General features: G+C 67.7%; 13 protein-coding genes. 6 read left to right on the forward strand and 7 right to left on the reverse strand.

The features are described from left to right. The 7 genes from RU01_RS17725 to RU01_RS17755 all read right to left on the reverse strand — a co-directional run. A partial coding sequence (locus RU01_RS17725) for a carboxyl transferase domain-containing protein (RefSeq protein ID WP_042575911.1) occupies positions 1–1,359 on the reverse strand: 1,359 nt, incomplete at its 3' end. A gap of 20 nt (positions 1,360–1,379) precedes the next feature. Beyond that, on the reverse strand, positions 1,380–2,600 hold the full coding sequence (locus RU01_RS17730) for an ABC transporter permease (protein WP_042575912.1): 1,221 nt from the start codon (positions 2,598–2,600) through the stop codon (positions 1,380–1,382). Further along, positions 2,597–3,493, reverse strand: a complete 897-nt coding sequence (locus tag RU01_RS17735; RefSeq protein ID WP_042575913.1) for an ABC transporter ATP-binding protein — start codon at positions 3,491–3,493, stop codon at positions 2,597–2,599. The genes RU01_RS17730 and RU01_RS17735 overlap by 4 nt, the downstream gene beginning before the upstream one ends. Beyond that, positions 3,490–4,050 (reverse strand): hypothetical protein, encoded by a 561-nt coding sequence (locus RU01_RS17740; protein WP_042575914.1) that lies wholly within the window; start codon positions 4,048–4,050, stop codon positions 3,490–3,492. The genes RU01_RS17735 and RU01_RS17740 overlap by 4 nt, the downstream gene beginning before the upstream one ends. Next, complete coding sequence (locus tag RU01_RS17745; RefSeq protein WP_042575915.1) at positions 4,047–4,319, reverse strand: helix-turn-helix transcriptional regulator; 273 nt, start codon at positions 4,317–4,319, stop codon at positions 4,047–4,049. Before RU01_RS17745 ends, RU01_RS17740 begins: the two co-directional genes overlap by 4 nt. A 142-nt stretch (positions 4,320–4,461) precedes the next feature. Beyond that, complete coding sequence (locus tag RU01_RS17750) at positions 4,462–6,096, reverse strand: ABC-F family ATP-binding cassette domain-containing protein (RefSeq protein ID WP_042575916.1); 1,635 nt, start codon at positions 6,094–6,096, stop codon at positions 4,462–4,464. Continuing rightward, the gene (locus RU01_RS17755) at positions 6,093–7,169 is read right to left on the reverse strand and encodes an NAD(P)-binding domain-containing protein (RefSeq protein ID WP_042575917.1); all 1,077 of its coding nucleotides are present in this window, start codon (positions 7,167–7,169) and stop codon (positions 6,093–6,095) included. Before RU01_RS17755 ends, RU01_RS17750 begins: the two co-directional genes overlap by 4 nt. Positions 7,170–7,262: 93 nt before the next feature. Between RU01_RS17755 and RU01_RS17760 the strand changes: the two genes are divergently transcribed. From RU01_RS17760 to RU01_RS17785, 6 genes are all read left to right on the forward strand, one after another. Beyond that, positions 7,263–7,997, forward strand: coding sequence for an enoyl-CoA hydratase (locus RU01_RS17760; RefSeq protein ID WP_042575918.1), 735 nt, complete (start codon positions 7,263–7,265; stop codon positions 7,995–7,997). Positions 7,998–8,146: 149 nt separating this feature from the next. After that, on the forward strand, positions 8,147–9,829 hold the full coding sequence (locus tag RU01_RS17765; protein ID WP_042575919.1) for a purine-cytosine permease family protein: 1,683 nt from the start codon (positions 8,147–8,149) through the stop codon (positions 9,827–9,829). A 51-nt stretch (positions 9,830–9,880) separates the two neighbouring features. Then, positions 9,881–11,002: an MBL fold metallo-hydrolase gene (locus RU01_RS17770; protein ID WP_231568759.1), complete on the forward strand. Its 1,122-nt coding sequence runs from the start codon at positions 9,881–9,883 to the stop codon at positions 11,000–11,002. A gap of 5 nt (positions 11,003–11,007) precedes the next feature. After that, on the forward strand, positions 11,008–11,196 hold the full coding sequence (locus tag RU01_RS17775; RefSeq protein WP_042575922.1) for an antitoxin: 189 nt from the start codon (positions 11,008–11,010) through the stop codon (positions 11,194–11,196). Positions 11,197–11,221: 25 nt separating this feature from the next. Next, positions 11,222–12,847, forward strand: coding sequence for a Na+/H+ antiporter (locus RU01_RS17780; protein WP_042575921.1), 1,626 nt, complete (start codon positions 11,222–11,224; stop codon positions 12,845–12,847). Positions 12,848–12,851: 4 nt separating this feature from the next. Continuing rightward, a partial coding sequence (locus tag RU01_RS17785; protein WP_156148977.1) for a lipase family protein occupies positions 12,852–13,838 on the forward strand: 987 nt, incomplete at its 3' end.

Here is a 13,838-nt window from a genome sequence, read left to right on the forward strand (position 1 = left end):
GTCGGCAGCGTCCGGGTCCTCCGCCACGATCGTGTCGACGACGCCGGACTCACGCAGGTCGACGGGCCTGATGCCCTGAGCCTCGGCCATCGCCGGGGCGTGCGCGGTATCGCGGTGGACGATGGCACTGGCGCCCTCGGGAGGAAGCGGCGCCAACCAGGCATGCTGCGCGGCGACGACGCGATCCGCGGGCAACAACGCCAAAGCGCCGCCGCCGGTGCCCTGGCCCAGCAGAACCGACACCGTCGGCGTGCGAAGGGTGATCAGCGTCGAGATGCACCGCGCGATTCCCGGGGCGAGGCCGTGCTCCTCGGCCTCTCGGGACAGCGACGCCCCGAGGGTGTCGATGACGAGGATCGCCGGCAGGCCCAGTTCCTCCGCCAGTCGCATGCCGCGCAACGCTTCTCGCAGTGCGCCGGGGCCCATCGTGTTCTCGGGCGTCTGCCCGGTGCGGTCCTGCCCGAACACCACGCACGGTCGTCCTCGGAACCGGGCGAGGGACAGCGTGACCGTCGAGTCGAAGTCGCCGCGACCGGTACCGCTCAACGGAATGTGATGAGAGGTGTTCGCCGCGAGCAGCTCTCGCACGCCGGGTCTCTCGGGTCGGCGACTCAGCAACACCGAGTGCCATGCCGAGACCGCGCTCCCGGCGGCGTCCTGCGGCTCGGGTCCGCTGTCCTGCGGCTCGGCCGGATCCCGGAGGACGACCAGTGCCCGCTCCATCACGTCCCGCACGTCGTCGGGCGCGACAACGGCGTCGATGACTCCGCAGCGGAAGAGGTTCTCCGCGGTCTGCACGCCCTCGGGGAAGTCCTCGCCGTACAGCGCCTGATAGACGCGGGGTCCGAGAAAGCCGATCAGGGCGCCGGGCTCGGCGAGCGTGATGTGGCCGAGCGACCCCCAGGACGCGAACACCCCACCCGTCGTCGGGTGACGGAGGTATACGAGGTACGGCAGCGACGCGTTCTTGTGTAGCGTCACCGCGGCGGCGATCGTGACCATCTGCACGAAGGCGGTGGTGCCTTCCTGCATCCGGGTGCCGCCCGAGGTGGGCGAGGCGATCAGCGGCAGCTCCTCCGCCGTGGCGCGCTCCACCGCGAGCGTGATCCGCTCCGCGGCAGCGACTCCGATGGAGCCGGCGAGGAACGCGAACTCGCAGACGACGACCGCGACGCGCCGGCCGGCGACCGTGCCCTCGCCCGTCAGTACCGCCTCGTCCACTCCGCTGCGGGTCCGTGCCCGCTCGAGGTCGGCCAGGTAGCGCTCGTCGGCGGGGACGACGAGCGGTGCCCGATCCCACGAGAGGAAACTCCCGGGATCGAGCACCGCGTCGAGGAACTGCTGCGCCGAGGTCGTCATGCGCTCAGTATGGCGTGCGGTCAGGCGCGGCCCAGTGCCTCCTTCCAGGAGACCGTGCGGCCGATGCGCAGGATGGAGCGCTGGTAGATCTTGGCGGCCAGGACGGCGAGGATCAGCGTGGCCGCGATCATCAGGACGATCGTTCCCACGACCTGGACGGGGCTCGCCACTCCGGCGGCGATGCGCAGCGGCATCAGGATCGCGGAGAACGGCGGGATCCAGGACAGCACGGTGGGAAGCGTCGCGCCGGGGTCGTCGATGGAGGAGAACGCCGCGAAGAACATCGCCAGGATCACGATCAGCAACGGCATCGTCGTGGAGTTCACGTCCTCCTGACGCGACACCATGGACCCACCTGCCGCGTACAGCACGGCGAAGAACGCGAAGCCCAGGACGAACCATCCGATGGTGGACACGAAGACACTCACCGCGGTACCGGTGACCGTCAGTGTGCCGGTTGCGGTTCCGGCGATCAGACCGGCTGCGCCGTAGGCGGTCAACTGCAGCAGACCGACGACGCCGATACCGAGCACTTTGCCCCACAGCAACTGCAGCGGCCGGACGGTCGAGAGCAGGAGCTCGACGACACGGGACGACTTCTCCTCCACGACGCCCATCGCGACGTACATGCCGAAGGTGATGATCTGTGCGTACAGCAGGATCACCGCGATGAAGCTCAAGGCGAGCCGCTGACCCTGTGCGGGATCGGGCGGATCGACCGCCTCGACCGTCACAGCAGCGTTCGCGGTGGCGGTGGCGACTGCCTGCGGGTCGACGCCCAGGCCGGTGAGGGTGTCGTTCTGCGCCTTCGCGGAGACAGCGGTGTCGATGACGGCCTTCAGCGTGCCGTCCACGGAATCCTCGGTGATCGCCGTGTAGGCGCCGTCGTTACCCGGGACCAGCGCGACATCGACGTCGCCGTCGGTCACCTGGGTACGGGCATCGTCGGCCGTGTCGATCTGCCGAACCTCCACGGGCTCGCCGAGCTGGTCGCCGACGGCGGTCAGTGTCTGCGACAACGCTTGGTCGCCCACCAGACCCAGCGGCGTGCGGTCCTCCGAATCGTCTCCGCCGGAGAACAGCGAGAACGCGACGATGCTGCCGATGATGACGAGCAGCACGATGGCGTTGGAGATCAGGAAACTCTTCTTGCGTACCTGGACGTCGAATTCACGCCGGGCCACCAACGTGATGGCGCGTCGTGCCGACAGGGGCGGTCGGGTGTTCGAGTGCTCGGTCATGCGACGACCTCCCGGTACAGATCGGTCAGAGACGGAGTGGTGCGGGCGAACTCGTGAACAGGCCCGGTGGCCAGCGCGGCGGCGAGTACGGCCTGATCGTCGACACTCGGGTCGAGAGTGAGCCTCGTGCGACCGTCGGTGTGGGACAGCGTGGTGACCCCCGCAACGGTGTCGGCCCACCCTGCGGGCGCGGCCGGTGCGTGCACCTCGAGGGTGGAGCCCGAGCTCCCTCGCAGTTCGTCGACGTTGCCGACGGCCTTCATCCGGCCGGCACCGATGATGCCGACGCGGTCGCACAGTCGCTGCACCAGGTCGAGTTGGTGGCTCGAGAACAGCACGGGAACGCCGGTGCGCGCCTTCTCGAGCAGCACCTCGCTCATCGTGTCGACCGCCACGGGATCGAGCCCGGAGAACGGCTCGTCCAACACCAGCACCGCCGGATCGTGAATCAAGGCCGCTGCCAACTGCACTCGCTGTTGGTTGCCCAACGACAGGGAGTCGACCGTGTCCCCGACGCGGGCGTCGATGCCCAACCTTTCGGTCCACCGGGCGACAGCGGCGGAGGCGTCGGAACTCGAGAGTCCATGCAGTTCCGCGAGATACTTCAGCTGAGCGCCGACCTTCATCTTCGGATAGAGACCGCGCTCCTCCGGCATGTAGCCGATTGTGCGGCGGACGTTCAGGTCGATGGGCTGCCCGTTGAGTCGAGCCTCCCCGGAATCGGCGGCGAGGACCCCGAGGGTGATGCGCATCGTCGTGGTCTTGCCGGCTCCGTTGCTGCCGACGAAGCCGAACACCTCACCGGGATTCACGGTGAAGCCGACGCCGTCCAGGGCGACAGTGTCCCCGTATCTCTTGTGCAGGCCGTCGATCTCGAGAGTCGAGCCGCTCATGCTGATCCTTCCTGATGGAGTGCGGGAGAGGGGAATTCGTCCGGTTCGTCGACCGGCGCCGTCCAGGCGAGGATGATGCCGGGAGAGCAGATCCCGATAAGTAGACCACTCAGTATGATGAATCCGCCACCGAGTGCGAGGCGGGGATCGTCGGTGAACGACGTGGCCCACACGAGGGCAACCGTCGGAACCGTCACGGCGCCCTGCGTGATCGCGAACCCGATGGAGCGAGCACTGTTGCGACGTTGTAGATCCCACTCGTCGAGCGCGTCGGCAGGAGCGTCGCTGCGGCGGCCGGTGACGATCTGCATCGTCGTCCACGACACGCTCATGAGGATCGCGCCGGGAAGCCAGGTGAGCGGCGCCCACTCGGGTCCGACGAGGATGAATACCGACGACGCCGTAAGAGCGATCAGCGAAGCGACGAGAACCCACACCAGGAGTCGGCGGCGTGAGCGCGTGCGCCATGTGGGGAGGTAGTGGGCGTAGCGCGCCTCGTTCTTCAGGTATCGGCGGGTGCGGAACGCCTGATAGCGCTCCAGGATCGTGTCGCTCATGATCGCCCCTCCCGGGAGAACAGTTCTGCGGAAAGTGGGCCGAGTTCGGTACGCGAGAACACTGCCTCGACCGGGAGCCCGAACACCTCGCAGATGCGCATGGCGAGATCCAGGCTGGGGTAGTGGTCTCCGCGTTCGAGGGCGCCGACCGTCTGTGGATTGACGTTCACCTGCTCGGCGAGCTGCGCACGCGTCATCCGGCGCTCGGCGCGCAGCACGCCGATGCGGTTGTGAATGGGGAGCTGATCCCCACGTTTGACCGGACTCATGCATCAGAGTGTTGTAAAAACCCAACGATCTGTCAACACCGCAGGCACACCCCTCCCGCGAGTACGCCCGAATCGTCGTGAATCCCGGGGATACAGCGACGCTATGGACGTACTCGCGGTGGGTTTGGGCCGAGGCCGGCTGTCAGGCCTGGTGCAGCAGGCCTGACTCGACGGTCCACTGCCGCGTGCCGCGGACCGAGTCGAGCATCCGTCGGTCGTGCGTGACCAGCAGCAATGTGCCCTCGTAGGACTCGAGTGCCGACTCGAGCTGTTCGATGGCCGGGACGTCGAGGTGGTTGGTGGGCTCGTCGAGAACCAGCAGGTTCACTCCTCGCGCCTGCAGCAACGCCAGACCGGCACGGGTGCGCTCGCCGGGGGACAGCGACGCCGACGGGCGTAGGGCGGACTGGCCCCTCAGGCCGAACTTCGCGAGGAGTGTGCGGACCTCGGCGTCGGGCCAGTCCGGGACCGACGCGGCCAGGGCGTCCGCCACCGAATCCGTCCCGTCGAACGCTGATCGTGCCTGGTCCATCTCGCCGATCTCGACGCCCGAACCCCTGCTGACCGATCCGCTCGTCGGGGTGATGCGGCCCAGCAGCAGGTGGAGCAATGTGGTCTTGCCGGAGCCGTTCGCGCCGGTGACGATGATGCGGTCACCGGCGTCGATCTGCGCGGTCACGGGTCCGAGCCGGAACGAATCACGCTCGACCACAGCGGCATTCAGCGAGACGACGACGCTGCCGCTGCGCGGCGCCGCCGCGATCTCCATTCGCAGTTCCCACTCCTTGCGCGGCTCCTCGACGACGTCGAGTCGCTCGATGCGTCGCTGGGTCTGTCGCGCCTTCGCGGCCTGCTTCTCCGTCGATTCGGCGCGGACCTTCCGGCTCGCCTTGTCGTTGTCCTTGCTCTTGCGTCGAGCGTTCCGCACCCCGTGCTCGAGCCAGTTCCGCTGCATGCGAGCGCGATCCTCGAGCCCTGATTTGGTGTCGGCGTACTGCTCGAACTCTTCCCGTGCGTGACGACGCGCCACGTCGCGCTCGACCAGATAGGCCTCGTACCCGCCGTCGTAGACCGCGATCTGCTGCTGCGCGAGATCCAGCTCGACGATCCCGGTGACGGTGCGGGCCAGGAACTCTCGGTCGTGGCTGACGATCATCACGGCGCACTGCGTCGTGGACACGAAGTTCTCGAGTTGTTCCAGGCCGGCCAGGTCCAGATCGTTGGTGGGCTCGTCGAGAAGCAGGACGTCGTAGCGCGCCAGCAGGATTCCGGCGAGGGACGCTCGTGCCGCCTGCCCACCGGACAGCGCCGCCATCTCGGTGTCGAGTGCCGTCTCGAGGCCCAGCCCGGCGAGCACCGACTCGGCGCGCTCCGGGAGGTCCGCGCCGCCCAGCGTCAACCACTTCTCGAGCGCGGGGGTGTAGAGGTCCTCGGCGTCGGTGTCTCCGAGCGATTCCGCAGCGGCGTTCATGGCATCTTCCGCCGCGCGAACGCCGGTGCGACGCTGCAGGAACTGCTCGACCGTCTCACCCGGTATGCGCGAGACTTCCTGGGCCAGATAGCCCACCGTCGCATCGGACGGCGTCAGAGTCACCGTTCCGTCGTGTTCGGCCGTACCTTCGCCGGCCACGATCGCGAGCAGTGTCGACTTGCCCGCGCCGTTGGCACCGACGAGCCCCACGACGTCGCCGGGCCCGACGGTGAGGTCGAGTCCGTCGAACAATGTGCGCTCCCCGCGATAGGCGGACAGTTCGTCGATACGGACTACTGCACTCACGACCGACCCAGCTCCCGAAGTAGTTCTCGTACGGCCGTTCGCCCGGCACGGTTGGCGCCGATGGTGCTGGCGGACGGACCGTAACCGATGAGATGCACGGTGGGTCGGGCGGCCACCTGCGTCGCCGACGCACCGGTCATCGTGATCCCGCCGCCGGCTCCTCGAAGCCGCAGCGGGGCGAGATGATCGAGTGCGCTCCGAAAACCGGTGGCCCACAGGATGACGTCGGCGTCGACGGTGCTGCCGTCGTCCCACCGAACGCCGTCGGGCACTACCTCGGAGAACATGGGGAATCGGTCCAGGGCGCCGCGCTCGCGTGCTTCCCGCAGGCTCGGCGTCAGGATCAGCCCGGTCACCGACACCACGGAACCGGGCGGCAGTCCCTGCCGCACCCGGTCCTCGACCTGCGCGACGGCGGCGCGACCGACCTCCGGTGTGAACTCGCGCTCCAGCCACACCGGTTCCCGACGCGTCACCCAGGTCGTCGTCGTCACTCGGGAGATCTCGTCGAGCAGCTGCACGGCGGAGATGCCGCCCCCGACGACCACGACGTGCTTGCCGCGGAACTCGTCGGCGTCGACGTAGTCCTTGGTGTGCAGCTGGCGTCCCCGGAATGTCGACATCCCGCGGTAGTTCGGAACGAAGGGGTGCTCCCAGGTGCCGGTGCAGTTGATCAACCCGCGGGCGTGGACGTCCCCCTGCTCGGCTTCGACCCGGTACCTCCCGTCGCGGTCGCAGACGACGGACACTCGGCCGGGCCGGCGCACCGGTAGCTCGAAGTGCTTCTCGTAGCGGGCGTAGTACTGGGGAACGGCCGTCGACGCCGGGACGTGCGCCGGGTCGACATCGGGGTCCAGGGTGTCGGCGAAGGCCATGCCCGGGAGGTCGTGCACGCCGTTGACCGTTTCCAGAGTCAACGACGGCCACCGGAACTGCCACGCACCTCCGGGGGCCGGTGCGCCGTCGAGCACCACGTAGTCGTCCCACGCCGTCAGACCGGCTCGCTGCAGGAAATAGGCCGCGGACAGGCCGGCCTGCCCGGCACCGATCACTGCGACGTCGACGTGTTGCACCCGTCCAGTACACCAGGCAGGGGTACGCACCCGGTAAATTCGCGTCGGGGGGTCTCACAGAACACTTCGTTCGACGCAGAGAGAAGACACAACGTGACCATCGGTCTCACCAGGAACGGCGCGGTTCTCACCGTGGAACTGCAGCGACCGGAGCGCCGCAACGCTCTGAACACGGCTCTGTGCACAGAGGTGCGGGAGGCGGTGGAGGGCGCCGAGGCGGACGGGGTCCGCGTCGTCGTGATCACCGGCGAGGGGACGAGTTTCTGTGCCGGCGCCGACTTGTCGGGTGAGAGCATTGCCGCGGAGTTCCCGGACGCGTTGCTGTCGATGAACCGCGCGCTGCAGACGGTGTCGATCCCCGTGATCGCTGCGGTGAACGGTCCGGCCGTCGGCGCGGGAACGCAGCTGGCCATCGCCGCCGATCTCCGGGTCGTCGACTCCGGTGCGTTCTTCGCCATTCCGTCGACCCGACTCGCGATCGCCGTGGACAGCTGGACGGTGAGACGGTTGGTCTCCCTCGCCGGAGGTGGCCCGGCTCGCACCGTGCTGATGGGCGCCGAGCAGATCGGCGCCGAGCAGGCCTTCTCGTGCGGCTTGGCCAACAAGCTGGGTGACCTGGACACCGCGCTGGCATGGGCGGAGGAGATCGCCCAGCTGGCCCCGTTGGCTCTGCGGCACCTCAAGCTCGTCTTCAACGACGACGGGACGAGGTCGGAGCCCGATGCAGCCCAGAGCGAGGCGTTCGCGGCCGCGTGGGCGAGCAACGACGCGGTCGAGGCTCGTCGTGCGCGCAGCGAGAAGCGGCCCCCGGTCTTCCTCGGGGAGTAGCGCAACCGGACAATTCGGGCGACGGGTATCGCCTCGGGGTCTACGTAACGCACTGGACATCAAGCTCGTACGAATCGGCAACACATCGTTCCTACGGTCATCTCGCATCGCGCCGCACGGCGTGTGACGACGACCGGAGGCACGAACTTATGACCGCTCTCGGAGATGTACCCCCCGATTCGACGCTCGCGCCGGGTGCGGCCAAGGAGAACGCTGCGCTGAAGGAGACGCTCGAGGACTACACGCTCCGGTTCGCACCGCGGAGCTACCGCAAGTGGGGAACGGGTGTGGTCGCGACGTCGGCCCTCGGCGGTATCGCCTACCTCGCGGACTTCGCCATCGGCGCCAACATCGGCATCTCGTACGGCACCGGCAACGCGCTGTGGGGCATCCTCGTCTTCGCCGTGGTCATCTTCCTGACCGGTCTCCCGCTGGCGTACTACGCGGCGCGCTACAACATCGACCTCGACCTCATCACGCGCGGAAGCGGTTTCGGCTACTACGGCTCGGTGGTCACCAACGTCATCTTCGCGACGTTCACGTTCATCTTCTTCGCACTCGAAGGGTCGATCATGGCCCAGGGACTCGAACTGGGCCTCAACATTCCGCTCCCCATCGGTTACGCGGTCTCGACGTTGATGGTGATCCCGCTGGTCATCTACGGCATGAAGGCGCTCGCCAAACTGCAGGTCTGGACGACGCCGCTGTGGCTGATCCTGATGGTGCTGCCGTTCGTGTACCTCGTGGTCAGCAACCCGGATTCCGTCGGCCAGTTCATGGCCTTCGGCGGCGCCGACGGTGACGCGGGCAAGGGCGTGAACCTCGGATCCGTCATGTTGGCGGCCGGTGTCTGCCTCTCGCTCATCGCGCAGATCGCCGAGCAGATCGACTACCTGCGTTTCATGCCGCCGAAGACGCCCGAGAACTCGCGTCGTTGGTGGACCGCCGTGCTCCTCGCCGGACCGGGCTGGGTCATCTTCGGTGCCCTCAAGCAGATCGTCGGCCTGTTCCTCGCCGTCTACCTCATCGCGAACGTCGTCGACGGGTCCAGCATCGCGAACGAACCGGTGCACCAGTTCCTCGAGATCTACGAGAACTTCATGCCCGGATGGCTTGCCATGACGCTTGCCGTCATCCTGGTCGTCATCAGCCAGATCAAGATCAACGTGACCAACGCGTACTCGGGCTCGCTCGCCTGGACCAACTCCTACACCCGCGTCACCAAGAGCTACCCGGGCCGCATGGTCTTCGTACTGTTCAACCTCGCGATCGCGTTGATCCTGATGGAAGCCAACATGTTCGACTTCCTGAACAGCATCCTGGGCTTCTACGCCAACTGCGGTATCGCCTGGATCGCCGTCGTGGCGTCCGACATCGTCTTCAACAAGTACATCCTGAAGCTCTCACCCAAGGTCCCCGAGTTCCGACGCGGAATGCTCTACGCGGTCAACCCGGTCGGCTTCGGATCGATGGCAGTCTCCGCCATCCTGTCGATCCTCGTCTTCTTCGGCGCCTTCGGGCCGGCGATCAAGCCGTACTCGCCGATCGTGGCCCTGGTGCTGGCCATCGTCCTCCCGCCTGTCCTGGCTGTCGCGACCAAGGGCAAGTACTACCTGCGCCGTACCGACGACGGCATCGACCTGCCGATGTTCGACGAGTACGGCAACCCGTCCGACGCCACGCTGATGTGCTCCGTGTCGGGCATGGAGTTCGAGCGCCCCGACATGATCGCGTCGGCGAAGAAGGGTCCCGACGGGGAGACTCTCTACATCTCGTCCCTGTCGCTGAGCACGGACAAGACGGGGGAGCACATCCTGCCCGAACAGAAGTGAGCCATTACTTGTGAAACAGGTACACACCAACCGTGGACTAGTGTCGGAAGCGTGAAACCAGCCACCGCAGCAGTGTCCATCGGGCTCGCCGCCGCAGGGTTGTCCTGGCTCGCGCGCGCGGCGTGGGGTGTGCCGTCCGCGGTCGGCGCCGGACGAGGTGCCATCCGTCCGTACGCCGCGGGCTCCGCGCACTACTCCGACCGGAAGTTCCACAACACGGCAGCGAGTTCCGCGGTGGCCGCGGGGGAGCAGGCGAGTATCGGTGTCGCCATGCTCACCCGCGGCCGCTCGGGACGTCCCGAGCGTCCGGTCCCGCTGGCCACGCCGCTCGCACCGGCGGAGGCAGGAGACCTCGCGGTCACGTGGTTCGGCCATTCGTCCGTGGTGGTGGAGATCGACGGGTACCGCGTGCTGACGGACCCGGTGTGGAGTCGGCGCGTCTCGCCGTCGCAGGTGGTCGGACCCGCTCGCCTCCACCCCGTTCCCGTTGCGGCGGAAGCACTTCCACAGGTCGACGCGATCGTGATCTCGCATGACCACTACGACCATCTCGACCGCGACACGGTCGCCACGTTGACGTCGACCCAGTCTGCGCCGTTCGTCGTACCCGTCGGGGTGGGTGCGCATCTGCGTCGCTGGAAGGTCCCCGAGGACCGGATCGTCGAACTCGACTGGAACGACGACGTCTCCATCGGGTCACTGACCCTCACGTGTCTGGAGGCCCGGCACTTCTCGGGTCGGTCGCTGGTCCGGGACACGACGCAGTGGGCGTCGTGGTCGATCGTCGGCCCGTCGCACCGTGCGTTCTTCGGTGGCGACACCGGCTACACCGACGCGTTCGTCGGCATCGGTGAACGACTCGGTCCGTTCGACGTCACGATGCTCCCGGTCGGTGCGTACGACGACCGTTGGCGCGACATCCACATGAATCCCGAGGAGGCAGCGCGGGCGCATGCCGATCTCCAGGGCGGCGATCCGTCCGCCGGAGTCGTCGTCCCCGTGCACTGGGCGACGTTCAACCTCGCCTTCCACCCGTGGTCCGAGCCCGTCGAACGCCTCCTGACCGCAGCGGAGGACGCGCGGATCTCCGTGGCGGTGCCGATGCCCGGTCAGCGCGTGGATCTCTCGCGCACTCTGCCGAACCGTCGCTGGTGGTCCGGCGCGGTATCGTGACAGCCATGGCACTCGTGGACAACCTCAAGAAGCTGATCGGCCAGGGCAAGAAGGCCGCCGCTCAGAACAGCGACAAGATCGAGAAGGCCGTGGACAAGGCAGCGGACTTCGCGGACAAGAAGACGCAGGGCAAGTACGCCGACAAGATCGACAAGGTTCAGGACGCCGCCAAGAAGGCGATCCCCGAGAAGTAGGCCGGCCAGGGTCGGACCGTAGACGATGGACGGGTGGCTCCTGCTTCTGGTGATCGTGGGTGCCGTCGTCATCGCCGGTTTCGCGAAGCGCCTGGAACTGCAGGTACCGCTCGTCCTCGTCGCTGTCGGGTCGGTCGCCTCGTTCATCCCCGGACTTCCGCGCCCCGCGCTGGAACCGGAACTGCTTCTGGGCGTGATTCTTCCGCCCCTGCTGTACTCGACGGCGCTCAACTTCTCGTTCACCTCGTTCGCGCACAACTTCCGGTCGATCGTCCGCCTCGGCGTCGGACTGGTTGCCGTGACGACGGTGTCGGTCGGGTACTTCTCCTACTGGCTGGTCCCGGAACTGACGCTCGGCGCAGCCCTGGTCCTCGGGGCCGTGGTCGCCCCTCCCGACGCTGTCGCCGCCGTCGCCGTGGGTCGCAAGCTCGGTCTGCCGTCCCGCATGATGGCCATCCTGACCGGTGAATCGCTGGTCAACGACGCTGCCGCGCTGACGCTGTTCACCATCACGGTGGCCTCGGTGACGGGAAGCGGCATCGGTGTCGACTCGCCCGTGGTGTTCTTCCTCTACGAGGTGGTCGGCGGCGTCGCCGTCGGGTACATCCTGAGCAGGCTGGTGCGTTTCGCCCGCAATCGCATGTCCGACAGCGCCCTGGAAACCGTTCTCGGCATTCTCATTCCGTTCGCCGCCTACCTGGCGGCCGAGCAGATCCACGCGTCGGGCGTGCTCGCCGTCGTCACGGCCGGATTCGTGCTGGGGTCCGCGCGCAGCAGCGACGCCGTTCCGACGCGCATCCAGGAACGTCACGTGTGGCCGACCCTGGATCTGCTGCTCGAGACGTTCGTCTTCGCCTACATGGGCCTGCAGCTCAAGTTCGTCATCGACGACATCGCCGCCGAGGGCTTGCCGGTGCACGTGATCTTCCTGTACGGCCTGCTGGTCCTGCTGTTGGTGATGGTGCTGCGCCCTCTCGCCCTGTTCGCCGGCTCGGCGATACGGCGGTCCTATCACCGACTGCGCAAGTCCGAACACGGCGAACTGACGTGGCGACAGAACGTCGTCCTGTCGTGGGCCGGTATGCGCGGAGTGGTCACGCTCGCCGCCGCGGCCGGCGTGCCGTTCACGACGCTGGCCGGCGACGACTTCCCCGGTCGCGGCATCATCCAGGCCATCGCGTTCACCGTCGCCGTGGGCACACTGCTGATCCAGGGAGTGACGCTGCCTCTGGTCATCGCCCGGCTCGACATCACCGATCCGCTGGAGGCGGAGCATCTCGACGAGCAGAGGCATCGCGCGCGGCTTATCTCCCGTCGGGCTGTGCAGGAGTGCCTGGACGAGGCGTTGCAGAAGGTGTCGGACAAGGACACCGCCGACGTCCTCGAGCGCGTGCGACGCGTGACGATGGCGCGGATCCAGGCGGGTGAGGTCGAGGACGACAACGAACGCGCGCAACGCACCCGCGCCACCGGTGCCACGTTCGAGGAGTGGCGCAGGACGGTGCTGCGACGGCAACGCGAAGCGCTCCTGAGCGCCCGCGATTCCGGCGAACTGGACGACGAGGTGTTGCGTACCGTGTTGGACGGGCTCGATCTCGAACAGGCGGCCAGCGAGACCCGGCTGCAACGATTCATGGCGGAAAGAGGTTGACCCTGTGCGCAGAGCAGTGATGGCAATGGCGGTGTCGATGCTGGCGTTGGCGGGGTGCTCGTCCGGAACGACCGACGACCCGACGTCCTCGACGCCTGCGGCGGCCCCCACCTCACCGGCACCGGCCGGTGACGAACGCGGTGCCATCGTCTCCGATGTCGTGCTGGGACAGGTGGATCAGGCCGTGTCGAACCTCGGCGCCGTCGCCCACCGGATCACCTACCGCTCGACCTCGGGCGTGCGGGACGGGGCCGGCGCGGATGTCACCGGAGTCGTGTTCGTCCCCGCCGGAACACCTCCGGCCGGAGGCTGGCCGGTCGTCTCCGTCGGCCACGGCACCACCGGCGTGACGGACGAGTGCGCACCGTCGCTGTATCCCAACCTGCTCGGCGCCATCGGACTGGTGACGCCGCTGCTCCAACGCGGGGCCGTCGTCGCCGTCACCGATTACCAGGGGCTGGGTACCGACGATCCGCATCCCTACCTCGACGCGCCCACAGCGGGATACGACATCATCGACGCGGTGCGGGCAGCGCGGAACATCGCTCCGGGCAGCGGAACCCGGTGGGCTGCCCTCGGTGTCTCGCAGGGCGGCCAGGCGACCTGGGCGGCGGCGGAGATGGCCGACGAGTACGGCGACGGACTCGACTTCGTCGGCTCGGCGAACCTGTCACCGGCCGCGGACGTCAGCCCCATCGCTCCCGAGGGCGGACTCGGTGACCTCACGCTCCCGCAGCAGTCCATCATGCCGTTTGTCGTCGAGGGATTCCTCGCCAGTGACGTTGCGGCCGAGGCCGATCCGCCGTACCAGGATTCGGACTTCCTCAGCGGCGGACTCCTCGAGAACAAGGACGTCCTACTCGCGTGCACCGGTCCGCTGGCCACCGGGAAGCTGTCCGCGGCGTCGTCGATCGGGCCGGACGACGTCCGTCCACGGTCGCCGGAGGCATACGCGGCCATGCGAACGTGGTTGGCGGACAACGCTCTTCCG

Source organism: Rhodococcus sp. MEB064 (assembly GCF_000834565.1).
Classification (GTDB): Bacteria; Actinomycetota; Actinomycetes; order Mycobacteriales; family Mycobacteriaceae; genus Rhodococcoides.